We start from the raw sequence: 22,792 nt of genomic DNA, 5'->3' as shown, positions 1-22,792 counted from the left end.
AACACGACTCCGCCGCCCTGATCCGCTCACCATGCGCGCTTGGTGCCCCCGTCTGGTTCGCTGCGCGGCTCCGCCGCGCTGATCCGCTCGCCGTGCGTGTTTGGTGCCCCCGTCTGGTTCGCTGCGCGGCTCCGCCGCGCTGACCCGCTCGCCATGCGTGTTTGGTGCCCCCGTCTGGTTCGCCGCGCGACTCCGCCGCGCTGATCCGTTCGTGTCTGAGTTGGGTGGTAACTGGTCGGGTTTCAGGGGGACTTGACGGATCGCGCCAACGGGTTCGGGTGCTTGTCAGGTTGGGTGTGGGTTGCTGTACTTGGTGGGCGTGGATGGGTGTGTCGTGCCCTGTGTGGAATTGGTTCGCAGTGCTTCCGCTCCTTCGTACGGTTCGGGTCCAGCCCAGAAACCCCGGGAGTCAGTCATGCCAAAGCGTGTGAGGATTGCTGCGCTCGCCAGTGCCGGTGCACTGGCCGCCGTGACCACGTTCGTCGGATCCGCCTCTGCGGGCGGGCCCTCGACGGCCCCTTACGACTGTGTGGACGCCAGGGGTCGTGCGTTCCCCGCCAAGGTGACCTATTTCACCGGTGGCGGGCAGTTGAAGGTGACCATCTCCGCTCCGCCGATTTCGGCCGGTTTCCCGGCCAATTCGATCAACACCACCGCGATCTTCAACGGGCCCAGCGGCGGCGTGGTCTACGACGGTGCCGTCAATCCGCCGTATCCGGGTGGTGCGCCCGTGTTCAATCTCGGCGCGATTCCCAAGGTCAGCGGCACCATCGGGGTCGGCCAGCCGCTGGCGGACGTGATCTCGGGTCCGCCGCCCTCGCCGTCCAACTGGAGCCTGCGGGTGCTCTTCCCGGGGTGGCCCGGTTGGTACTGCGTCGCGCGCGCGCCGCTGAGCCCGACGCTGCTGTACAGCTGAGCGGACCCGGTTGAGCGGACCAGTCGAGCGAACGGCCGGCCGACGCCCCGGCCGTTCGCGACGGCTGCCGGGACGGCGACGCGTGCGTCCACGCGTCGCCGTCCCGGACGGCCCGCTCGCCCGCGCGTCTACGCGGTCGCCTCCGGCGTCGACGTGAGGCCGTGGTAGATCCGGGGTGCCCCGTCCAGGCGTACCCCCACCCGTCCCCCCGTCGCCGTCAGTGTGCGCTCACGGCCGATGCAGTCCACCTCGCGGACCGTCGTGCCGGATGCCTGGACCGACAGGGTCGTCTTGGTGGGCCACGGGTCCACCCACGGTTCGGGGGCGGCGAACCAGCCGGAGTCGGTGGGGTGGGTCGGGTTGAGGATGTAGCCGTCCTTGCGGCTCCACAGGATCGAGATCGGGCCGTCGGGGGAGTCGAACAGCAGGCCCTTGAGGTCCGGGTCGGCCGGCGTCAACCATCGGACGAACGTGGCCCGGTCCAGCACCCGGGCGGCGGTGGCGTAGGCCAGCATGGACGGCTTGGCGCCGAGGTCGCGGTGCATCAGGCCGTAGTGGTACTCGGAGTTCGCCGGGTCGGCCCACTGCGGCTTGCCCAGGACGCTGTCGTGCAGCTGGTACCAGTTCACGCATCGCACGCCCTCGGCCTTGGCCAGCGCGAGGGTGAGCAGTACGTTCTCGGCGGCGTGCCGGTAGGTGTCGTGCCACCAGCTGTTCGGTTTGGTGCACGCGTACGCCTCGGTCAGCCACAACTCCTTCGGGCCGTACGCGGCGATCACCTCGCGGGCCTTGCGCAGTCCGCCGAGGAAGTTCCAATAGGTGCCGCTGTCGCCCATCGTCCAGTCGGCCGGTGCCGGGGCGTAGTCGGGGGTGAAGTTGCCCCGGCCGGGGTGGAAGGCGAAGCCGTCGATCAGATCCCAGCCGCCGGCGTTGCGGAAGTTCTCCGTCCAGACGTAGTCCATCCCGGCGAGTCCCGCGTTGAGCACCTTGGTTCGGGCCCCCGCCGCGGTCAGCCGGTCGCGGACCGGGTGCAGTCCGTCGCGGACGTAGGCGGCGGCCGTCTGGCCGCTCATCCACGGCTTGTTGATCTCGTTGGCGACCTCGAACCAGTCGGCGTTCGCCCCGATCGCCTTGGCGGTGTTGGTGTCCGCCCACGCGGCGATCTGGGCGGTGGTGCCGCCGAGCGGGATGCCGGCCAGTTCGATGTTGTGGGCCAGGCCGGCCGCGTCCAGGGTGGCGGGTGGCAGGCCGGGGCCGCCGTCGTAGGCGATGCGCACGCGTTTGATGCCGATGCGGCGCATCAGGTCCAGGACGGCCGGCGTGGACGGTTGGAGCAGCCACGGGTAGTTGGCGATGCCGAACATGCTGTCCGCGCCCGCCTGGTAGTCGAACGGCGGGAGCACGGTGAGGTTGGTGCGGGCGAACGCCTCGTCCGGGCCCGAGGTCGCGCGCACCTCGGTGAACACGATGCCCTGCGCCGGTGCGGTGACGGTGAAGGTCCGCGTCCAGGTGGCGCCGGGGGCGACCGTGCCCGAGACCGTGCCGCTGCCCAGCACCGTGCCGTCGAAGTCCCTCGCCCACCAGGAGAGTTGTACCGGGCGGGCGGTGGTGCCGCCGTTGGCCACCTCCGCGTGCAGCGGCATCGGTACGCCGCCCTGGTCCCAGAGCGAGAACGGGCGGTCGGTCCACACCTCGACGCCGAGCGGCCGGCCGGAGCCGGTGGTGCCGGCCGCGGCCGGGCGCATCGCGCCGAGTACGAGGTCGGCCTCGGTCACCGCGCCGGTGGGGGTGACGGTGCCCGGGGCGTGGATCCAGGTGGCGTTGGTCCAGGCCGGGGTGGTGGCGGCGAGGCGGAAGTAGGCGTTGGTGTCGGCCCAGGTCTCCTGGTAGACCACGCCGGTGTTGGTCTCGTACGGGATGCCGCCGCCGGCGTCCCGGTTCCAGGCGGTGAGCGCGACGAAGGTCTCCGGCGCGGTGGGGGCGAGCACCGTGCGTCCGAACATGAACCCGGCCGGGACGAGGGTGGTGGAGCCGCCGACCTCCCAGCGCAGATGCGCGCGGTTCGGGGTGACGTCGAGGACGGCCCGGACGGTGATGCCGTTCGCGGCGGCGGCCAGGGTGTAGTCGACCCGGATCGCCGGTCTGCCGTCCGCAAGGGTGATCGGGGACGGGGTGCCGCCGGTCGTGGGTTGCAGGCCGGCGACGGTGTCCTTGGTCAGGAACCTGGTCAGCCGGACGCGTTCGGTGCCGGCGCCGTCGCGGATCGAGATCTGTCCGTCGAGGCCGGCGGTCAGGGAGATGCCGGGGGCGGAGATGGTGACGGGGGTGGCCGTCGTGGCGCCGGCGGAGGCGGGTGTCGCCGCCCCGGCCATTCCGGCCGCTCCGGCCACGCCCGCCACGCCGGTCGCCACGGCGCCGGTGAGGAAGCCGCGTCGGTGCAGGCCGGCGCGGGGGGCGTGGGCGGGATGGTCCGGTGTGGCGTCGGGTGATTCGGGGCTGTGTTGGTCGGCGGACATGGATCCCTTTCCCGAGCGACGAGGGCGGCGGAGTACCCGGAGCGGCGGAAGCGGCAGGGCCCGGCGGGCGCGGCCGAGGCACCGCGACGGCAGCGGCAGCGGCGGCAGTGGTGTCTGGTAGGGCGGTCGGGCGATCACGCCGGCCTAATGCGGATTAGAGCGAATGTGTACCTCGATCCATCGGCGGCGTCAAGACCGTCGTATGTCTGATTCGCCGGGTCGGGCAACCTGCCCGCAACCCCCTTGACACCTCCTCCTAATGCGAATTAGATACGACCCCATCGGCTCCGGGGCCAGATCCGGAGCAGGCCTAGTCAGGACCCAGGGAGGTACCCGTGACCGAGTCAGTTCCGGTCAGTACGCTCCGGCGTCGACGTCGGCGGGTGGTGGCGGGAGGCGGAGCGCTCGCGCTGGCGCTCGTCGCCGGCACCGCCGGTTGTTCGTCCGGCTCGTCCGGATCGTCCGGCGCCGGTTCCTCCGGCAAGACCACGATCACCGTCGCGGGCATGCCGGCGACCACGTCGCCCAAGACGCGGCAACAATTCCTGGACGCCGTCGCGGCGTTCGAGAAGGCCAACCCGAAGATCAAGGTCAAGCCGACCGACACCCAGTGGGACGCACGCACGTTCGCGGCCCGGTTGGCCGGCGGCAACGCCGAGACGGTGCTGACCGTTCCGCTGACGGAGCCGCCCGGGTTGATCGCCCGCAAGCAGATCGCCGATCTCGGGGCCGAGCTCAAGGCGTTGCCGCACGCGGGGGACCTGGACCCGCGCGCGCTGGCCCCGGCCACCGCCGCCGACGGCCGGGTCTTCGGGCTGCCGGTCACCGAGTACGCGCTCGGACTGGTGTACAACCGCGACCTGTTCACGAAGGCCGGCCTGGACCCGGACAAGCCGCCGGCCACCTGGGACGAGGTCCGCGCCGCCGCGAAGAAGATCTCCGACACGGGCGCCACCGGCTACACGCAGATGACCGTCAAGAACACCGGCGGCTGGATCCTGACCGCGATGACCTACGGCTTCGGCGGTTCGATGGAGAAGAAGGTCGGCGACACGTATGTGCCGGCCCTGCTCGACGGTCCGGCGGAGAAGGCGTTGGGGCAACTGGCCGCGATGCGCTGGCAGGACGACTCGATGGGCAACAACCACCTGCGTACCCAGCAGGACGCCGAACGGGACTTCGCCGCGGGCAAGATCGGCATGATGATCAGCACGGTCAACAGCTACAACCGCTACATCACCCAATACTCCGGCAAGCCCGCCGACTTCGGCATGGCCGCGCTGCCGCAGCAGAACGGCGGCCGGTCCACGCTGCTCGGCGGCCTGATGGCCGTGGTCAGCGCCAAGGCCACCCCGGCGCAGCGGACCGCGGCGGTGAAGTGGATCGACTACTTCTACCTCAAGCCCGCCTACGACCCGGCCGCGGCCGAGGAACAGGCGGTCGCCCAGGCGGCGGACAAGCTCGCGGTCGGGCTGCCCACGCTGCCGTTCTACTCGGCGGCGGTGTCCGATCCGGTGAACGTCGCGATCGGCAGGCACACGAACATCCCGACCGGGAACTTCGCGCCGTACGTCGCCGGCGTCGGCAAGCTCGAATATCAGGTCGAACCCCCGGTCGCCGCACAGGAGTTGTACGGCGCGCTGGATACGGCGGTGCAGGCGGTGCTGACCCGAAAGGACGCCGATCCGCGGGCCGAGTTGGCCAAGGCGGCGGATCGACTCGGGCCGGTCGTCGAGAAGGCGCAGGCGCCGTGACCGGGCGCGGGCGGTGCAAAGCGCGGGTCGGCCGCCGGCTCGGGGCGCGGGTCGCCGCGCCGCGCGGAGTCGAGGGGCCGTCGTGAGTACGTCGACCATCGCTCCGGAGAGCGTCCCGGTCGTGGCGGCGGCGGTTCGTCCGAGCCCACCCGGCTCCCGGATCGCGCGGTGGCGCGGCGGCGCCCGGCATCTCGTGCCGGTGCTCTTCCTGTTGCCGACGGTGCTGGTGTTCGGCCTGTTCTCGTGGTGGCCGATCATCCGGAGCCTGCTGCTGAGTTTCCAGCAGACGAACCTGGTCGAACCGGCCACGTGGGTCGGGTTCGACAACTACCAAACCCTGCTGGACGACCCGCTGTTGGGCAAGGCGGTCACGAACACCCTCGTGTTCACCGGCCTGGCGCTGCTGATCGGCTTCCCGCTGCCGCTGTTCCTGGCCGTGCTGATGTCCGAGCTGCGCCGCGGCGCCGGGCTGATGCGGGTGCTGGTGTATCTGCCGGTGGCGGTGCCTCCGGTGGTGGCGGTGCTGATGTGGAAGTGGTTCTACGACCCGGACGCGGGCCTGTTCAACGAGATGTTGGGCAAGGTCGGCCTGGGCCCGTACCCGTGGTTGCAGTCCGCCGACACCGCGATGGCGAGCCTGGTGGTGGAGGCGACCTGGGCGGGCGCGGGCGGCGCGGTGTTGATCTACCTCGCGGCGCTGGCGAGTGTGCCGACCGAGTTGTACGAGGCCGCCGAACTCGACGGTGCCTCGGTGCGGCGCCGGTTGTGGCACGTGACGCTGCCGCACATGCGCCCGGTGTTGCTGATCATGATGCTGCTCCAGGTGATCAACACCTTCCAGGTGTTCACCGAGCCGTTCGTGCTGACGGACGGCGGGCCCGAGGACTCCACGGTCACCGTGCTTCTCCTCATCTATCGTTACGCGTTCGTCAGCGGCGACTACGGCGCGGCGGCGGCGCTGAGCGTGAGTCTGGCCGCCGTACTCGCGGTCCTGTCGGCGATCTATCTGCGGCTCACCCGCGCGTGGGGGACGAAATGAGTACCGGTGCCGGTGGCAGGGGCGTGATGTCCGAGGCCGAACGCCGACGGCCGATCACCCGGTTCGGGCTCGGGACCACCCAACTGCTGTTGATCGCGGCCCTGATCATCGAGGGCGCCGGTCCGATCTACTGGGTGTTCAAGGGTTCGATCTCCTCGACCCAGGACTCGCTGCGGCATCCGTTGGCGCTGTGGCCCGAGGAGGCGCACTGGTCGAACATCTCGACCGCGTGGACGAGCCTGGATCTCGGCCGCTATCTGACCAACACCGTCGTGTTGGTGGGTGGTTCGTGGTTCGTGCAGTTGTTCGTGGCGGTGACGGGGGCCTACGCGTTGTCCGTGCTGCGGCCGTTCTACGGCAGGTACGTGTACGCGGCGGTGTTGGCCACGCTGTTCCTGCCGGGCACGGTGTCGATGGTCTCGCTCTACCTGACCATCCAGGACCTGCCGCTCACGGGCGGTTCGATCGCCAATACGCCGATGGCGGTGTGGTTGCCGGCGGGTGCGCACGCGTTCAACGTGCTGTTGATGAAGCAGTTCTTCGACGGCATCCCGAAGGAACTCCTGGAGGCGGCTCGCCTGGACGGTGCCGGTCCGTGGCGGATCCTGACCCGGATCGTGCTGCCGATGTCCCGGCCGATCCTGGCCGTGGTGTCGCTGCTCGCGGTGATGAACGCGTGGAAGGACTTCCTGTGGCCGATGATCGCCATCACCGACACGGAAAAGCAGCCGCTGGCGGTGGCGTTGCCGAGGCTGGCGGACACCTCGAACCAGAGCCTGCTGATCGCGGGCATGCTGATCGCGATCATCCCGCCGGTGGTGGTGTTCCTGGTCTTCCAGCGGCAGATCGTGCGCGGGATCGCGTTCACGGGGTTGAAGTGAGCGGGTCGCGCGTGGCGCGCGGGCCCATGGTGCGCGCGGGGGTGTCTCGGTGATGCGAGTTTTGGTGACCGGGGCCGCCGGGCGCCTCGGACGGGCCGTGTCGGCCGAACTGGCCGATCGTGGCGTGCCGGTGACCGCGCTGGTGGTCGGCGATGTCGAGGACGTCGGGGCGCTGCGGGTCGGTCGGGTGGTGGTCGGTGACGCCCGGGATCCGGAGGTGGTGGCGGACGCGCTTCGCGGGGTCGACGCGGTGATCCATCTGGCCGCGCTCGCGTCGCCCGAAGTGGCGGCTCCCGAGGTGGTGTTCGCGACGAACACGCAGGCCACGTTCGTGGTGTTGAACGAGGCCGGGCGGGCGGGGGTGCGGCGTGCGGTGGTGGCGAGCAGCCTGTCCGTGACCGGGCTGCCGTTCGCCCGCTCGACGCCTCGGCCGCAGCCGGCCCATCTGCCGTTCGACACGGCGTTGCCGTTGCTGATCGAGGATCCGTACGCGCTGTCCAAGCAGGTCGACGAGGCCACCGCCGCGATGATGCATCGGCGGCACGGCATGACGGCGGTGGCGCTGCGCCTGCCGTTCCTCGGCGACCCGGAGCGACTCGCCGCGCACGCCGCCCGGTTGGCCGCGGATCCGGCGCTCGGCGCCTCGGAGGTGTGGAGCTACCTCGACCTGCGCGACGCGGCACGGGCCTGCGTCCTGGGGCTGACCGCGCCGGCGGTGACGGGTGCGCCGGTGCTGTTCGTGGCGGCACCGGACACGCTGATGGCCGCGCCCACCGCCGACCTGCTCGCCGCGCATCTGCCGGACGTGCCCCGCCGGGCGGAATTTCCCGGCCGTACGGTGCCGATCGACCTGGCTCCGGGCCGGGCGTTGCTCGGCTTCACGGCGCGGTATCCGTATCCGGTGGCGGGGCTCGACCCGCCCGACTCGGGGCGCCTCGTGGGGCCGCCCGAGTCGCCTCGTCCGAACCCGAACCCGCTTTCACAGGAGCGTCACCCATGACCGAGCCGGAGACTTCGACACCGCCGGCGCCGATGCCCGAGACGCAGGCGCCGTGGGCCGCGCGGGATTCGTTGCGGATCACCTCGGTGCGGGCCGTCGTGACCGCGCCCGGCGGGGTGCCGCTCGTGGTGGTGCGGGTCGACACCTCCGAGCCCGGGCTGTACGGGCTCGGATGTGCCACCTTCACCCAGCGCTTCCACGCGGTGACCGCGGCCGTCGAGCAACATCTCGGGCCGATGGTGGTCGGTCGGCATCCGGCCGACATCGAGGACATCTTTCGGCTGCTGCACTTCTCGTCCTACTGGCGCGGCGGACCCGTCCACAACAACGCGCTGTCCGGCATCGACCAGGCGTTGTGGGACATCGCCGGCAAACGGTTGGGTGTGCCGGTGTACGAACTGCTCGGCGGGCGGGTGCGCGGCGGCGCGGCGGTGTACACCGGTGCCCGGGGCGGCAGCGTCGAGGAGTCGATCGAGCGGGCCGCGGCGCTGGCCGAACAGGGTTACCGGCACGTGCGGTTGCAGTGCGGCGGCCCGGGGCTGGGGACGTACGGCGCCGAGGGCACGCCGGGGGGCCATCCCGGCAGCCCGTACCCGGACGGCTGGGACGTCGGCCACTATCTGCGCACCACGCCACGCCTGTTCGAGCGGGCCCGGGAGGTATTGGGCGACGAACTCGGCCTGTTGCACGACGCGCACAACCGGCTCACTCCGAAAGAGGCCGTGGGGCTGGCCCGTTCGTTGGAGCCGTACCGGCTGTTCTTCCTGGAGGACCCGCTCGCGCCGGAGCACTTCGACCGACTGCCGGAGGTGCGCGCCGCGGCGCCGATGCCGATCGCGTCGGGCGAGTTGGTGACCTCGATGACCGACGCCACCCGCCTGGTCACCTCCGCCGGTGTCGACTATCTGCGTGTTCACGTCTCGGCGGTGGGCGGGTTGACCCCGGCTCGCAAGTTGGCCACGCTGTGCGAGCTGACCGGGGTGCGTACCGCGTGGCACGGTCCGCCGGACGTGTCGCCCGTCGGCGCGGCGGTCAACCTGACGCTGGACGTGACCAGTGCCGCCTTCGGCATCCAGGAGCAACACGTCTACCCCGAACGGGTGCACGAGGTCTTCCCGGGCACGCCGCGCACGGTGGACGGCTATCTCGTCCCCTCGGACCGGCCCGGCTGGGGCGTCGATCTGGACGAGGCCCAGGCGGCGAAGTATCCGCCGCAGACCCACCTGCACGAGCGTTGGGCGGCCCGCGTGCGGCGCCCCGACGGTGGGTTGGAAGCTCCGTGAATCACGCACCGTTACTGGATATACTCGATCCCCATCGTGATCTGATGCGTATTAGACGGCAGTTGGTGCCGGGCACTTGGAGGATGACATGAAGCCGAGCGGCGGGCCGGGACGGCCGGCCGGTTCGCGGACGAACCGGCCCCGCCAGGCGGACATCGCCCGCTTGGCCGGCGTCTCGCAGCCGACGGTGTCCCTGATCCTCAGCGGCGGCTCGGCGGCGGTGGGCATCGCCGACGAGACCCGGCGCAAGGTGATGGCCGCCGCCGAACAACTCGGCTACGTGCCCGACCCGATAGCGAAGCGACTGGCCGCCGGGCAGAACAACCTGCTCGGGCTGTACACGTTCACCGCGACCTTCCCCACCGAAATGTCGCACGCCTACCACCCGTTCCTGGTCGGCATCGAGCAGGAGTCCGCGATTCAGGGCTACGACCTGCTGATGTTCATCGCCTCCAGCGTGACCGGCGAACGACCGCACGCCGAGGTGCTGAACCGGGTCCGGCTGGCCGACGGCTGCCTGTTCATGGGTCGGCATCTGCCGATCCGGGAGATGGAGCGGCTGCTGGCCACCGATCTGCCGGTGGTCTACCTCGGCCGACACGACGACTTCGGCGACCGGCTGCCGTATGTCGGCGCGGACTACGTGACGGCGACGGCGGAGGTCGTCCGTCACCTGGCCGAGCTGGGCCATCGGGACATCCTGTACGTGCGCGAACTCGACGACGCGATCAGCGCCGTGGACCGCGAGGCGGGCTTTCGGCGGGGCATGGCCGCGTGCGGACTCGCGCTCGACGAGGGCGCCGTGGTCCGCACGGACGGCTCCGACCTGACCACCGATCGGCTGCGCGGCTGGTACGAGCGGGGCGTGACCGCGATCGTCACCGAGGCCACCGACACCGACGCGGCGCACCGGGCGCTGTTGGCCGCCGCCTCGCAGGCGGGATACCGCTTCCCCGAGGACCTGTCCCTGGCCACCCTCGGCGCCCCCGAATACACGGAGCAGGGACCGCCGGCGCTGACCGGATTCGTGGTGCCGCGACGGGAGATGGGCGCGGCGGCGGTGCGGTTGCTCACCGGGTTGATCGCGGGAGACGGGGCCGACGGCGAACTGCGCAGGCATCAGTTGATGAGCTGTGCGCTGGAGGTCGGCCGGACGGCCGCCCGGGTGCGCTGAGTTCGTCGATCCTCGCGGGCCGTTCGGTCGAACGGCGATGTCCGTGCGCCCTGTTCGGCGTTCGTTCGGCGTTGCACATGCTTATTCGATTCCGTTCACGGAGGACTGCACCATGTCCGAGATCAAGACCGAGATACTCGTCGTCGGCGGTGGACTCGGGGGAGTCGCCGCCGCGCTGGCCGCGTGCCGCGCGGGTCGCAAGGTCGTGCTCACCGAGGAGACCGACTGGATCGGCGGCCAACTCACCGCGCAGGCCGTGCCGCCGGACGAACATCCCTGGATCGAGAGTTACGGCGCCACCGCCACCTATCGCGAACTGCGCACCGCGATTCGCGACCACTACCGGACCTGGTATCCGCTGACCGGCGCGGCGGCGCGGCGGCGCGATCTCAACCCGGGGGCCGGCTATGTGAGCAAGCTCTGCCACGAACCGCGTGTCGCGCTGGCCGTGTTGCAGGCGATGTTGGCTCCGCATCTGGCGTCCGGGCGGCTGCGCGTGCTCCTGGAGCACGTGCCCGCCGAGGTGTTCACCGAGGGCGACCGGGTGTGCGGGGTGACCCTGTGGGGTCTGCGGACCGAGGAGTCGCACACCGTCACGGCGGACTACGTCCTGGACGCGACCGAGACCGGCGAGTTGCTGCCGCTGGCGAAGGCGGAGTACGTGACCGGCGCCGAGTCCCGGGAGGAGCACGGCGAACCGAGCGCACCGGGCGAATACCAGCCGCTGAACATGCAGGGCATCACCTACTGCTTCGCCGTCTCGCACCACGAGGGCGAGAACCACGTGATCGACCGGCCCGCCGACTACGACTTCTGGCGCTCGTACCGACCGGACTTCTGGCCGGGGCCGCTGCTGGGCTTCCTCGCGCCGGATCCGCGCACGTTGAAGCCCGAGGCCCGGACGTTCGATCCGAGCCCGGCCGGGGATCCGCTGGCGATCACCGCCGACCAGAGTGCCAACGCGGGCGGCGACGACCTGTGGTTGTTCCGACGCATCCTGGCCAAGGGGCTGTTCGAGCCGGGCGCGGTCGACTCGGACATCACGCTCGTGAACTGGCCGTTGAACGACTACTGGTTGCGGCCGATCATCGAGGTCGGCGCCGACGAGGCCGCCGCCGCGCACCGCGAGGCGAAGCAGTTGTCGCTGTCGGTGCTGTACTGGCTCCAGACCGAGGCGCCGCGTCCGGACGGCGGCCGGGGGTATCCCGGCCTGCGGCTGCGGCACGATGTGGTGGGCACCGCCGACGGGTTGGCCAAGTCGGCGTACGTGCGCGAGTCGCGGCGGATTCGCGCGGTCAGCACGGTGACGGAGCATCACGTGTCCCGGGACATCCTGGGCGGGGACACCATCCACCACTTCCCCGACTCGGTGGGGGTGGGCGCCTACCGGATCGATCTGCATCCGTCGACCGGCGGCGACAACTACATCGACGTGGCCAGCGTGCCGTTCGAGATCCCCCTGGGCGCGCTGCTGCCGATCCGGATGCGGAATCTGCTGCCGGCGGGCAAGAACATCGGCACGACGCACATTTCGAACGGGTGCTACCGGCTGCACCCGGTGGAGTGGAACGTGGGCGAGGTGGCCGGCCACCTGGCGGCGTATTGCCTGCGGCGGGGCGTCGAACCACACGCGGTGCGCGAAGATCCGTCGCTGTTCCCCGAGTTCGCCGCCGAGTTGGAGGCGGGCGGGGTGGAGAGACGGTGGCCGGCTCCGGCGGGGTATTGAGTCGTTTGCCCGTGAGCCGCCCCGCCGGGAGGGTGTACCGGCGGAGCGCCCACGGCGGGGCGGGTCGGCTCGCAGGCGGGTTCGCCGGATTCGAGCCGGTGTTCGTCTCAGGAGCCGGTGTTCTCCGCAGTCGCGTCGTGGCGCTGGAGGAGTTCGATCCAGTAGCAGGTCCATCGGTGGAGTCGCTCGATCATGGGGTCCCCCTGGAAGTTGCCGGCGGTTTCCAGCATTGCATGTGCCGGCGGGGGAGGTTGGGTCCGGTGGTCGATACCCGAGCGACGCGTCGGCGAGGATGGCGTGGTGGATGGTGGTGCGGGTGGGGCTCCGAGGATTCTTTGAGGTTGGCGCGTTACACATGAACGGTGACTGCGTCTGTTCTGGTTGTCGATGACGAGCCCAATATTCGGGACCTGCTGGCCCAAACCCTGCGGCTGATCGGGTTCGACGTCCGGGTGGCCGGTGACGGGCGGGCGGCGCTGGCCGCCGTGTCCGCCGCCGCGCCCGACCTGGTGGTTCTCGACATCACGCTCGGTGATCTCGACGGTGTGGCGGTGGCACGGCGGCTCCGTGCCGACGGGCACGATGTCCCGGTGCTGTTCCTGACGGCGCGCGATGCCGTCGAGGACCGGATCGCCGGCCTGGCCGCGGGGGGCGACGACTACGTCACCAAGCCCTTCAGCCTGGAGGAGGTGGTGCTGCGGATCCGGGCCATCCTGCGGCGGACCCGCGCCGGCTCCGAGGCGCCGGTGGACGAGGTGGTGCGGTTCGCCGACCTCGAACTGAGCGATGCCACCCACATCGTGCGGCGCGCCGGTCGGGTGGTCGACCTGTCGCCGACCGAGTTCCGGCTGTTGCGCTACCTCATGGAGAACGCGGGCCGCGTACTCACCAAGGCGCAGATCCTCGACCGGGTGTGGCGTTACGACTTCGGCGGCGACGGGCGGATCGTCGAGAGCTACATCTACTACCTGCGCAGGAAGATCGACCGTGACGGGCCGCCCCTGCTGCATACGCTGCGCGGGGTCGGGTACTCGCTGCGCCTGCCGCCGGAGGACGTGTGACGAGCACGGGCGGCGGCGGAGCGGTCCGCGGCGCCATGGTCCGCGCCGCCGCGGCCCGGATCGCCGCCGTACGCGGGTGGAGTCTGCGGGTGCGGCTGGCGGTGATCGCGTGTGTACTGACCACGGTGGCCCTCCTGGCCGCGAACACCGCCGGACTGATGCTGCTCAGGGCGTACCTGGTGGAACGGGTGGACCGGCAGTTGTCGGCGGTCGGCGGCGGGTCGTTCGTGGCCAAGCCCGGCAACGACGGGCTCCTGGGCGAGGCGTTGAAGGACGGCGCCGGACGTGCCGACAACGGCTTTCAGGGCTTCATCGGCGGATGGTCCGGCAACCAGACGCGGATCTACCTGATCGGGCCGGACGGCACCCGGCAGAACCTCCCGTACGGAGCGGTCGGCGCACCACGCCTGCCGAGCCGGACGCAACTCGAACGGCACGTCGGCGAAGGCGCGTTCACCGTGCCGGACCAGGACGGCGGCGGCGCGTGGCGCATCCGGGTACGGGCCGACCGGGACGGCGCCCGGCTCATCGTGGCCGCCACGTCGATGGATTCGGTCGAGGCGACCTATCGGCGCATGGTGCGGATCGACCTGGTCGTCACGCTCGGTGCCCTCGCACTGCTCGGCGTCGCCGCGTGGGCGACCGTGCGCGCGGGGCTTCGCCCGCTGACCCGGATGGAGGTGGTCGCCGGGCAGATCGCCGCGGGCGACTTCGCCCGACGGGTGCCGGACGCGGACGCGCGTACCGAGCCGGGGCGTCTCGCCCTGGCCATGAACACGATGCTCGACCGCGTGGACAGCGAGATCGCCGCCCGTCGCGAATCCGAGCAGCGGCTGCGCCGGTTCCTGTCCGACGTCTCGCACGAGTTGCGGACTCCGCTGACCGGCATTCGCGGGTTCGCCGAGTTGGAACGACGCCGGCGAGAGGATACCGGACACCCCGGCGACGGCCTCGCCCGGATCGAGGCGGAGGCGGCCCGTCTGGGGAGGTTCGTCGACGACCTGCTGAACCTCGCCCGGCTCGACGAGCATCCGCACCTGGACCTCGGTCCCGTCGATCTGCTCGATCTCGCCGCGCAGTTGTTGCCGGAGGTGCGGGTGAGTGCTCCCGACCGTCCGCTCACGCTCGCCGCGTTGGACGAGGACAACCGGATCCTGGTGCCGGCCGTCGTCGCCGGCGACGAGTCGCGGCTGCGTCAGGCGATCGGCAACCTGCTGGCCAACGCGGTGCGGCACACCCCGGACGGCGCGCACATCCGGATCCGGGTGGGCGTCGCGGCTCCTGCCGAGCAGGTGGCGGCGGTGTCCGGCGCGGGGTGCGAACTCGCCCCGCACGAGGCCGTCGCGGTCGTCGAGGTCGCCGATACGGGGCCCGGGGTTCCCGCCGAGCACGCCCCCCATGTCTTCGACCGGCTGTATCGCGGTCGGTCCGGACACGGCGGCGGCAGCGGGGCCGGCCTCGGCCTGGCGATCGTCGCCGCCGTGGCCACCGCCCACGGTGGGCGGGTCGAACTGGCCGGGCCGGGCCCGGCGGCGGGCGCGGTGTTCCGTCTCCTGCTCCCCCTCGCGGAGGGGCCGGCCGACCCTCCGTCGACTGCCGGCTCACTTTGAGTCGGAGCCGAGGCCCTCCCGAGGCGCGACGCGCAGGATCGTCCGCGTGCCCGGCGACAGTCGCCGGCGGCACCGATCGAGGAGTACCGACGATGCGATTCCTGACGCCTCCACCGGCCGTCCGACCGGTATCGGACCCGACACGACCGGCCGGGAGGCGTCCGCTGCGCGCTCGGGGGGCCGTGGTGGCCGCGGTGGTTGTCGTCCTGGCCGCGGCGGCCTGCGGCGGCGGGGGCTCGGAAGGCAAGAAGGTCGCCGGCGCGGACGGCGGAACGCGACGCGCCGCGAACGGGGAGAAGTCCGGATCCGGGTCCGGATCCGACGACACGGCCCGCGCCCGGGACTTCGCCAAGTGCATGCGCGACAACGGTGTCCCGGTCCAGGATCCCGATCCGGGTACCGGCAAGCTCGATCTCGGACCTCTGCGTGGTGGGGCGGACGCGCCGACCGTCCGCAAGGCGATGCAGGTGTGCCGTGACAAGGCTCCGCAGTCCATCGCCGACGGCTCGAAGCCGACCGAGAAGCAGTTGGAGGCGATGCGGCAACTGGCCCGGTGCATGCGCGATGCCGGGATCGCGTTCAACGACCCGGGGCCGGACGGATTCGACAAGAGCTCCTTCCCGACCGGTGCGCCCGGGTTCGCGGCCGCGATGCAGAAGTGCCAGGCCGCCGCACCCGCGGGCGGTTCGAAGTGAACCGCCGGCTCCGGGGAGGCATGGTGGCGGCCGCGATCGTGGCCGGGGTCGGCGCGGTGGGCGCGGTGGCAACCGGCGTCATCGGCGCGACAACGACGGATGGCCGCCCTTCCGCGGCGGAGCGGCCCGCGACGGCGACCGTCGACCGGGTGACCCTCGTCCGGTCCCAGACGGTACCGGGGACGCTGGGATATGGGGTTGCCACGTCGGTCGAACACCCTTCGCTGGGCGGGCAGTCGGCCGGTGGGCAGACGGGCGCCGGCTCGACCGGCGCCGGCGCGACGGGCGGTGGACAGACGGGCGGTGGACAGACCGGCGGTGGGCCGACGGCTGGTGGACAAACAGTCGAGGGGCAGACGGGCGGCAAACAATCGGTGGGCGGTCGGACGGCCGGTGGGCAGACGGGTGGCGGGTCGACGGGCGGTGGGCAGGCTGTCGGTGGGTCGACAGGGGGCGGGTCGACAGGGGGTGGGTCGACGGTTGGCGGGTCGACGGTTGGTGGGTCGTCCGGCGGTGGGCAGGCAGTCGGGGGGCAGACGGCGGGCGGTCAGACGGTCGGCGGGTCGTCGGGTGGTGGGCAGACGAGTGGTGGCCCGACCGGCGGTGGGCAGACGGTCGGCGGGCAAACGCTCGGGGGGCAGGTGGCCGGCGGGCAGACGGTGAGCGGGTCGTCGGGTGGTGGGCAGGCGGTCGGTGGGGCGGCAGGCGGCGGGCAAACGATCAGTGGGCAGACGGCCGGCGGGCAGACGGCCGGCGGGCAGTCGGCCGGTGGGCCGACCGTGGGTGGGCAGTCGGCCGGTGGGCGGAGGGTTGATCGGCAGATCGCGGACGGGCAGACGGCTGGTGGACGGCTGACCTGGTTGCCCGCTCCCGGGGCCGTCGTGGAACGCGGCAAGCCGGTGTACGCGGTCGACGAACATCCGGTGCCGCTGCTGTACGGCTCGACGCCGTTGTATCGGGATTTGTCCGCGGACATGGACGGTCAGGACGTTCGGGTCGTCGAGGACAACCTCGCCGCACTCGGCTACACCGGCTTCACCGTCGACGATCACTACACCTCCGGGACGGCCGACGCCGTGCGCAAGTGGCAGCGGGATCTCGGTATCCCCGACACCGGCATCCTCGGGCCCGGCCGGGCGGTCGTCGCGCCCGGGGCCCGTCGCGTCGCCGCGGTCGCCGCGGTTCCCGGCCGCGCCGCGGCGGGGCCCGTGCTGACCTGGACCGGCACCGAGCGCACCGTCGCCGTGGACCTGAACGTCCAGTACGAGGACCTCGTGCAAATCGGCACCACGGCCACGGTCAAACTGCCCGACGGCACCACCGCGGAGGCCCGGGTCACCGATATCGGCACCGCGGCCTCGGCCCCACCCGGTGCGGGCAATGGCCGCCCCGCCGAAGGGACTTCGGCCCGTCCCCAGGACGCCACCCTCCCCGTGGTCCTCGCCGTCCCGCAGCAGGACAGGCTGGGTCGCTTCCAGGCCGCGCCGGTGGAGGTCACTTTGGTCGCGGAAACCCGGTCCAACGTTCTCGCCGTGCCCATCAATGCGCTGGTGGCACTGCGTGAGGGTGGCTACGCGATCGAGGTCGTCGGTACCGGACCCCCCGGAAGCCCCGGCGACTACCGTCCGGTGACGCCGGGCATGTTCGTCAACGGTCGTGTCGAAGTGTCCGGTCCCGACATCGCCCAGGGCCTGGCCGTGGTGGTGCCGCGATGACCGCGCCCGGTCCGCTCGTCGAACTCGCCGCCGCCCGCAAGGACTACGGCACCGTCACCGCGCTGGACGCCACCGACCTCACCGTCGTGCCGGGGGAACTCGTGGCGGTGGTCGGCCCCTCGGGGTCCGGCAAGTCCACGCTCCTGACCATCATGGGCACGCTGAGCCGGCCGAGTCGCGGCACGGTGCGCATCGTCGGGCACGATCTCGACAGCCTCACCGACCGCCGGTTGTCCGCCCTTCGCGCCACCACCATCGGCTTCGTCTTCCAGCAGTTCCACCTCCCTCCGGGCCCGGTTGTGGACGCCGTCGCCGACGGCCTCCTCTACCGGGGCGTGGCCCGCCGACGGCGTCGTGAACTCGCCGAAAGGGCGCTGAACCGGGTCGGGTTGGCCGATCGTGTCGGGCACCACACCCATCAGCTGTCCGGTGGACAGAAGCAGCGGGTGGCCATCGCCCGCGCCGTCCTCGGCGATCCTCCGTTGCTGCTCGCCGACGAGCCGACCGGCGCCCTGGACTCCCACTCCGGGAATGTCGTCATGGAACTGCTCCGCGAACTCCACCACGACGGGACCGCGGTGGTGATCATCACCCACAACCAGGACATCGCCGCCGCCGTGCCCCGACGCATCGCCCTCCGAGACGGCCGGATCGTGCACGACAGCGCGGTGGACGTGGTGGACGTGGCGGATGGGGTGGACGTGGCGGACATGGAGACCCTGCGATGAGCCGAACCCGCCCCGCCCGCGCTTTCGGGCCTCGACCGGTACGCCGGCCGCGGTCCCAGCCCCGGCCGACCCGCATGAAGGCCGCCGACGTGTTGCGCGTCGGCGGCGCCGGACTGCGCACCCGGCCGACGCGCGTCCTGTTGTCGGCGCTCGGCATCGCGCTCGGCGTCGCGGCGCTGATCGCCGTGGTCGGCGTGTCGGCGTCCGGCCGGGAGAACCTCGATCGCCGCCTCGACGCGCTCGGTACGAATCTGCTCACCGCCGCCCCGGGCAAGACCGCCACCGGCGCCGCCGCCGGCCTGCCCCCCGACGCCGTCGCCATGGTCGCGCGCATCGGCCCGGTCGAAGCGGTCTCGGCCATCGGCAAGACCGGCGCCAAGGTCTACCGCAACGACCGCATCCCGCCGCAGGAATCCGGCGGCATCGGCGTATACGCCGCCCGCCTCGACCTCCCCGCGACCGTCGGCACATCCCTCGCCCACGGGACCTGGCTCAACCCGGCGAACGAGGGCTACCCCGCGGTCGTGCTGGGGCCGGTCGCCGCCGCGCGACTGGGCGTCCGCGCGCCCGGGCCCGACGTGCAAGTCTGGCTCGGTCGCCGGTGGTTCACCGTGATCGGCATCCTCGCCCCCGCGCCGCTGGCCGCCGAACTCGACACCGCCGCGCTCGTCGGCTGGCCCGAGGCCCGGCGCGACCTCGACTTCGACGGCAACCCGACCACCGTCTACACCCGCGCCGACAACGCGTCGATCGCCGACGTCGCCGCGGTCCTCGGCGCCACCGCCAACCCGGCCAACCCGAACGAGGTGGAGGTGTCCCGCCCCTCCGACGCCCTGGCCGCCCGCGAGGCGGCCGACGACGCGCTCAACGGTCTTCTGGTCGGGCTGGGTTCGGTCGCCCTGCTCGTCGGCGGGGTCGGCGTCGCCAACACGATGGTGATCTCCGTCCTCGAACGCCGCGCCGAGATCGGCCTGCGCCGCGCGCTCGGTGCCACCCGGGGCCACATCGGGACGCAATTCCTGTCCGAGGCGCTGCTGTTGTCGGTCCTCGGCGGCGCCGGTGGCATCCTTCTCGGCTCGGCGGCGACGGTCGGATACAGCACGTACCGACACTGGCCCGCCGTCGTGCCTCCCTGGGCCATGGCCGGCGGGCTCGTGGCGACCCTGGTGGTCGGCGTCTGTGCCGGGCTCTATCCGGCGCTGCGGGCGGCCCACCTGGCACCCACCGAAGCGCTGGCGGCGGCATGACGTCGGCGGGTCGTCAGCCCAGGTAGCCGAGGGCGCTCACCGCGCCCAGGCCGCCGGCGCCCATGAACAGGGGCATCAGGACCTTGACTTCGACCTTGGCGCCGGCGCGGAAGCGCATGGACTTCGGAGGGCCGAGGGGGTACCAGCGCTTGCGGCCTATGGGGATCGGCCACAGGATCGGGCAGCCGGAGACGGTGAGCGCGTCGCCGATGCAGTGGGTGAGCGCGCCGAGGGCGATCGGGAGACCGACCCACCAGTACTCCTGGCCGGGTCCGGTGAAGAACCAATCGGAGCCGTTGCCGGGGCGGTTGAGGATTTCGACGAGCATCCAGGTGCTGGTGCCGCCGAGCAGCCAGACCAGGATGTCGCTGTGCAGGCGGGCGGCGCGCCAGAGGAGTCCCTCGATGGCCAGGACCATGTGCACGAACAGCACACCCAGCACGCCCCACCGGCCGCCGTAGGCGCAGATGGCGGAGGCGGCCAGGCCGACGAGTCCGGCCCAGACCCAGGTATGGGTGAGCGTGCGGTGGCCGCCGCTGCGACGGGGGTCGCCCTTCATGCGGGTGGCCTTGTACGTGGCGGACGCGAGGGCGTCGACCACGCCGCAGAGGACCATGGATATCGGCCCGAAGGAGCGGGAGACGGTCGCCGCCTTGTGATCCAGGTCCGGACCGAGGGCGGCGCCGGCACAGATCAGGCCGCCGACCACGAGAACGGGCCAGGGCATCGGTTGGCCGTAGGCGTCGGCGGCGGCTCCGACGGCCATCCAGGCGCAGGCTCCGGACAGCGAATGGGCCGGTCCCATCATGCGGTTGGTACTCCTTTGGTGCCCGGGCGAACCCCGAGCCCGCACAGTGGAGGCAGCCTATCGGTGGCGATCATGCCAGGTTGCGCGGACGCACCGGGCAACACCTGTGGCCCACCTCACGGTTGGGGGCGGGCCGCCGCATGCGACGCCCACGAGGGTTCATGCCCGGCACTTCACCACGTCGAGGAAGCCTTACCGGGAACGGGCGTGGAAGAGGAAGCGCCTCGGAGGAGGCAATGAGTCGCGTGGCCGCCGCGTGGCCATCGCGTGGTCCGGGGCACGGGCGGCTTTCCACACGCATGCCGCCTTGGTCGTTGGTGCGGCCGGAGTCGAGTCAACCGTGCGTGGGTGTCCGTATCTCACGGATGCTCATCAAGCTCCTTCACTGCCCTGTGGATCATGTCGAGCGATTTGCTAGGGCTCAGTGCAATTCCTTGCAGTTCGGCGAATGCGGTGTTGTACAGCTCGACTTCGTCGTCTCGACGCACAACCCATGATTCGATCAGGCTCTCTTTGTAGACAATCGAGCGCATGCCTGTGGATTGCGGGAACTGGAAGACGGTGAAGGCGCCGGTCATTCCGGTATGTGGTCCCGCCTCGAAAGGGATGACTTGCAGTCGCACGTTGGGGAGAGACGTCATCTCGGCGATGTGCAGTAGTTGCTCTCTGGTGACCGCCGCGCTCCCGACGCGCCGCCGCAACACTGGCTCATCGAGGACTTGGAACAGCTTGAGCGGTGCATCTGTTCGATGTAGCACGTGGCTTCTGGCCAGGCGCACCGAGATGACGCGTTCGATCTCCTCGGGGCTGAAGCGTTCGGTCGCGACCTCGTGGATGGATCGGATGTAATTCTCCGTTTGCAGCAATCCGGGAATCCATTGCCCTTCGAAGCTCCTGCTGATACCGGCCAGCGCCTCCTGGCCGCTGAGTGCGGCGATACGTGGTCGCATGATCGGTTGGTAGTCGGCGAACGGCCAAGCGTCCTCGCGTGTCCTGGTCACCATTGCAAAGCCGGCCAGGCGTGCTCGTGTCTCTGCGCCGGTCCCATAGATCGCACAGAGGGCGGTGACGTCGTCAGGCTCCACGATCGAGTTGTCGCCGAACTCCAGCCTCGTCAGCTTCGACGGACTCCACCGGAGTCTCCTGACGACCTGGCTGGAGTTGAACCCGGCCTCCTGCCGGAGCCGCCGCAACTCGGTGGCGAGTTGGAGGCGGCATAGAGCCGGGGCTGCTGTTTCGATGTATCCGTTCATCTGGCTTCCTCTCCACGGGTGGACTCGGCCCTGGGCGAACGTTCTGCGTGGGCGTAGCGCGTTCTGCGCCGGAGCGGGATCCTCCGCCGATCCGCGAAACACCCGTGGTGAATGCACAGTTCGCGTATCGATGAGGAACCGAAATCTCCTTCTGCATGCCCGTTTATGACGTCCCTGCCGGCATGCTAGCCGTGTCGGTCGCACATCGCGGCGGGAATCCCGCTGATCGGTGACAGTCGACGTGTCTCGTTGGCCGTCCGTGTGCCGACGACCCCATGGGTTCGACGTTAAGGAACGGCGATGTCTGCTGCCTCGGAAAGGATTTCGGCGGCTTCGGCGAGTTCGGCGAGTTCGGATCCATCGCGGCACGAGTCTTTCGGCGGGGAGGTCGATGTGCACGGCAGTTGGATCATGTTGGCGGTCTATCGGATCGACGAGTCAGGCACTCGCGTCGTCGTACCGCCTGAACGTCACCGTCGATTTGCCAAGGCGCCGTGGTGGCAGCGTGATCCACCATGCGATTGTCCGCTCGCCAACTGCCCTCTGCGCGGGGGTGGTTGAGCCAATCTCTGCCCGGTGGGCGCATGCATCGGGAATGCCCCATGGCCGGCTGCCTCCGGGCCGGTCGTGGTGGGGGAGGGGCGCCGGGTCGCATCCACGGCACCCGACTCCGGCGTCCGTCCTGTCCTTGAACTGCCCCGGTGTCGAGGCTCGTTCACGCCTTCTCTCGGCATCGGGGCGCCTCCCGCGTCGGCGGGTCGCACGTTCGGGGCGGAACCCGTTCGTGTGTCCGGCGACGCCTGTGCGTCGATGCCCAAGTGCTCCTGTCGCCTGCTCGGCGGAGCCAACCCGAAAGGAATCCAGCCATGACCGGAGACTCCACCATTCGCTTCATCGCGCCCGCGACCGGGCCCGTCGAACACGCGACCCCACCAGAACCTGCTCTGACCGCAGACACGTTCGAGGTCGGCTCCCGCGTACGTCGCGAAGAGACTCGCTGGCGGGACAGCGGTGAGGTCATCGGGGTCCGGACCGGCGAGAGGGGGGACGGACCGATCCTGACCGTCCGCCGCTGGTCGGACCGCGCCCTCTACGACGCCCCCGCATCCGAACTCGTCCCCGACCCGGTCGTCTTCCCGACTCGGCCCTTCTGACCGGATTGCTCGAACCCTCGCCCCTCCGAATCAGACCGCCACGAATAGGAGCCCGCCGTCCCGCGCGGGCTTCGCGATGTGACGCGCCGACGCCCGACGCACCGACGCGCCGAGTGCCGTTCGGAGGGCGGGTGGGGTGGGTGGGTTGGGTGCGCGGGGGAGGCTTCCCGGGTGGGCTGGGCGTTCCCGGCGGGCGTTGCGCTTGTGGATGCGGGCCGGCTGGTGCGGGGCT

General features: G+C 71.1%; 19 protein-coding genes. 15 read left to right on the top strand and 4 right to left on the bottom strand.

The genetic code is table 11. The features are described from left to right. The first annotated feature begins 415 nt into the window (after positions 1-415). Positions 416-916, top strand: coding sequence for a hypothetical protein (locus tag EMA17_RS50625; protein WP_126643988.1), 501 nt, complete (start codon positions 416-418; stop codon positions 914-916). Between the two features lie 128 nt (positions 917-1,044). Here EMA17_RS50625 and EMA17_RS50620 read toward each other — a convergent pair whose 3' ends face one another. Further along, a complete protein-coding gene (locus EMA17_RS50620) occupies positions 1,045-3,432 on the bottom strand; it encodes a hypothetical protein (RefSeq protein WP_126643987.1) in 2,388 nt (795 codons plus the stop codon). Between the two features lie 335 nt (positions 3,433-3,767). Here EMA17_RS50620 and EMA17_RS50615 point away from each other — a divergent pair, with 335 nt between their 5' ends. From EMA17_RS50615 to EMA17_RS50585, 7 genes are all read left to right on the top strand, one after another. Next, complete coding sequence (locus EMA17_RS50615; RefSeq protein WP_126643986.1) at positions 3,768-5,186, top strand: ABC transporter substrate-binding protein; 1,419 nt, start codon at positions 3,768-3,770, stop codon at positions 5,184-5,186. A gap of 82 nt (positions 5,187-5,268) precedes the next feature. Next, the gene (locus tag EMA17_RS50610; protein ID WP_174861552.1) at positions 5,269-6,225 is read left to right on the top strand and encodes a carbohydrate ABC transporter permease; all 957 of its coding nucleotides are present in this window, start codon (positions 5,269-5,271) and stop codon (positions 6,223-6,225) included. Beyond that, positions 6,222-7,106, top strand: a complete 885-nt coding sequence (locus tag EMA17_RS50605; protein ID WP_246127484.1) for a carbohydrate ABC transporter permease — start codon at positions 6,222-6,224, stop codon at positions 7,104-7,106. The genes EMA17_RS50610 and EMA17_RS50605 overlap by 4 nt, the downstream gene beginning before the upstream one ends. A gap of 52 nt (positions 7,107-7,158) precedes the next feature. Continuing rightward, the gene (locus EMA17_RS50600; RefSeq protein WP_126643985.1) at positions 7,159-8,106 is read left to right on the top strand and encodes an NAD-dependent epimerase/dehydratase family protein; all 948 of its coding nucleotides are present in this window, start codon (positions 7,159-7,161) and stop codon (positions 8,104-8,106) included. Beyond that, positions 8,103-9,389, top strand: coding sequence for an enolase C-terminal domain-like protein (locus EMA17_RS50595; RefSeq protein ID WP_246127477.1), 1,287 nt, complete (start codon positions 8,103-8,105; stop codon positions 9,387-9,389). Before EMA17_RS50600 ends, EMA17_RS50595 begins: the two co-directional genes overlap by 4 nt. An 88-nt stretch (positions 9,390-9,477) precedes the next feature. Beyond that, complete coding sequence (locus tag EMA17_RS50590) at positions 9,478-10,563, top strand: LacI family DNA-binding transcriptional regulator (RefSeq protein ID WP_246127475.1); 1,086 nt, start codon at positions 9,478-9,480, stop codon at positions 10,561-10,563. 112 nt (positions 10,564-10,675) lie between these two features. Beyond that, complete coding sequence (locus tag EMA17_RS50585; protein WP_126643983.1) at positions 10,676-12,289, top strand: FAD-dependent oxidoreductase; 1,614 nt, start codon at positions 10,676-10,678, stop codon at positions 12,287-12,289. Positions 12,290-12,396: 107 nt separating this feature from the next. Here the strand turns inward: EMA17_RS50585 and EMA17_RS55715 are convergent, their stop codons facing one another. Then, positions 12,397-12,519 (bottom strand): hypothetical protein, encoded by a 123-nt coding sequence (locus EMA17_RS55715; protein WP_281290643.1) that lies wholly within the window; start codon positions 12,517-12,519, stop codon positions 12,397-12,399. Positions 12,520-12,651: 132 nt separating this feature from the next. Between EMA17_RS55715 and EMA17_RS50580 the strand changes: the two genes are divergently transcribed. The 6 genes from EMA17_RS50580 to EMA17_RS50555 all read left to right on the top strand — a co-directional run bounded on the left by EMA17_RS50580 (position 12,652) and on the right by EMA17_RS50555 (position 19,345). Further along, complete coding sequence (locus tag EMA17_RS50580) at positions 12,652-13,350, top strand: response regulator transcription factor (RefSeq protein WP_126643982.1); 699 nt, start codon at positions 12,652-12,654, stop codon at positions 13,348-13,350. Next, positions 13,347-14,960, top strand: coding sequence for a sensor histidine kinase (locus tag EMA17_RS50575; protein WP_246127473.1), 1,614 nt, complete (start codon positions 13,347-13,349; stop codon positions 14,958-14,960). The genes EMA17_RS50580 and EMA17_RS50575 overlap by 4 nt, the downstream gene beginning before the upstream one ends. A 194-nt stretch (positions 14,961-15,154) precedes the next feature. Beyond that, on the top strand, positions 15,155-15,655 hold the full coding sequence (locus tag EMA17_RS50570; RefSeq protein ID WP_218043287.1) for a hypothetical protein: 501 nt from the start codon (positions 15,155-15,157) through the stop codon (positions 15,653-15,655). Positions 15,656-16,515: 860 nt separating this feature from the next. Then, positions 16,516-17,370, top strand: coding sequence for a peptidoglycan-binding domain-containing protein (locus EMA17_RS55105; protein ID WP_246127472.1), 855 nt, complete (start codon positions 16,516-16,518; stop codon positions 17,368-17,370). Then, on the top strand, positions 17,367-18,098 hold the full coding sequence (locus EMA17_RS50560; protein ID WP_126643979.1) for an ABC transporter ATP-binding protein: 732 nt from the start codon (positions 17,367-17,369) through the stop codon (positions 18,096-18,098). The genes EMA17_RS55105 and EMA17_RS50560 overlap by 4 nt, the downstream gene beginning before the upstream one ends. Before the next feature lie 74 nt (positions 18,099-18,172). Beyond that, positions 18,173-19,345: an ABC transporter permease gene (locus EMA17_RS50555; RefSeq protein ID WP_246127470.1), complete on the top strand. Its 1,173-nt coding sequence runs from the start codon at positions 18,173-18,175 to the stop codon at positions 19,343-19,345. Between the two features lie 13 nt (positions 19,346-19,358). Here the strand turns inward: EMA17_RS50555 and EMA17_RS50550 are convergent, their stop codons facing one another. Further along, complete coding sequence (locus tag EMA17_RS50550) at positions 19,359-20,153, bottom strand: metal-dependent hydrolase (protein WP_126643977.1); 795 nt, start codon at positions 20,151-20,153, stop codon at positions 19,359-19,361. Between the two features lie 359 nt (positions 20,154-20,512). Further along, positions 20,513-21,406 carry a helix-turn-helix domain-containing protein gene (locus EMA17_RS50545; RefSeq protein WP_126643976.1) on the bottom strand — a complete coding sequence of 298 codons (894 nt, stop codon included), beginning with the start codon at positions 21,404-21,406 and terminating at the stop codon, positions 20,513-20,515. Positions 21,407-22,272: 866 nt separating this feature from the next. Between EMA17_RS50545 and EMA17_RS50540 the strand changes: the two genes are divergently transcribed. After that, positions 22,273-22,560: a hypothetical protein gene (locus tag EMA17_RS50540; protein WP_126643975.1), complete on the top strand. Its 288-nt coding sequence runs from the start codon at positions 22,273-22,275 to the stop codon at positions 22,558-22,560. The last annotated feature ends 232 nt before the right edge of the window (positions 22,561-22,792 follow it).

It is taken from the genome of Embleya hyalina (assembly GCF_003967355.1).
Taxonomy (GTDB): Bacteria; Actinomycetota; Actinomycetes; order Streptomycetales; family Streptomycetaceae; genus Embleya; species Embleya hyalina.
This window is presented reverse-complemented; position numbering and strand designations above follow the sequence as displayed.

Excerpts from the sequence above, each read along its gene's own strand:
- EMA17_RS50625 (WP_126643988.1), top strand. The coding sequence starts at position 416 with ATGCCAAAGCGTGTGAGGATTGCTGCGCTCGCCAGTGCCGGTGCACTG.
- EMA17_RS50620 (WP_126643987.1), bottom strand. The coding sequence starts at position 3,432 with ATGTCCGCCGACCAACACAGCCCCGAATCACCCGACGCCACACCGGAC.
- EMA17_RS50605 (WP_246127484.1), top strand. The coding sequence starts at position 6,222 with ATGAGTACCGGTGCCGGTGGCAGGGGCGTGATGTCCGAGGCCGAACGC.
- EMA17_RS50600 (WP_126643985.1), top strand. The coding sequence starts at position 7,159 with ATGCGAGTTTTGGTGACCGGGGCCGCCGGGCGCCTCGGACGGGCCGTG.
- EMA17_RS50595 (WP_246127477.1), top strand. The coding sequence starts at position 8,103 with ATGACCGAGCCGGAGACTTCGACACCGCCGGCGCCGATGCCCGAGACG.
- EMA17_RS50590 (WP_246127475.1), top strand. The coding sequence starts at position 9,478 with ATGAAGCCGAGCGGCGGGCCGGGACGGCCGGCCGGTTCGCGGACGAAC.
- EMA17_RS50585 (WP_126643983.1), top strand. The coding sequence starts at position 10,676 with ATGTCCGAGATCAAGACCGAGATACTCGTCGTCGGCGGTGGACTCGGG.
- EMA17_RS55715 (WP_281290643.1), bottom strand. The coding sequence starts at position 12,519 with ATGCTGGAAACCGCCGGCAACTTCCAGGGGGACCCCATGATCGAGCGA.
- EMA17_RS50560 (WP_126643979.1), top strand. The coding sequence starts at position 17,367 with ATGACCGCGCCCGGTCCGCTCGTCGAACTCGCCGCCGCCCGCAAGGAC.
- EMA17_RS50555 (WP_246127470.1), top strand. The coding sequence starts at position 18,173 with ATGAAGGCCGCCGACGTGTTGCGCGTCGGCGGCGCCGGACTGCGCACC.
- EMA17_RS50550 (WP_126643977.1), bottom strand. The coding sequence starts at position 20,153 with ATGATGGGACCGGCCCATTCGCTGTCCGGAGCCTGCGCCTGGATGGCC.
- EMA17_RS50545 (WP_126643976.1), bottom strand. The coding sequence starts at position 21,406 with ATGAACGGATACATCGAAACAGCAGCCCCGGCTCTATGCCGCCTCCAA.
- EMA17_RS50540 (WP_126643975.1), top strand. The coding sequence starts at position 22,273 with ATGACCGGAGACTCCACCATTCGCTTCATCGCGCCCGCGACCGGGCCC.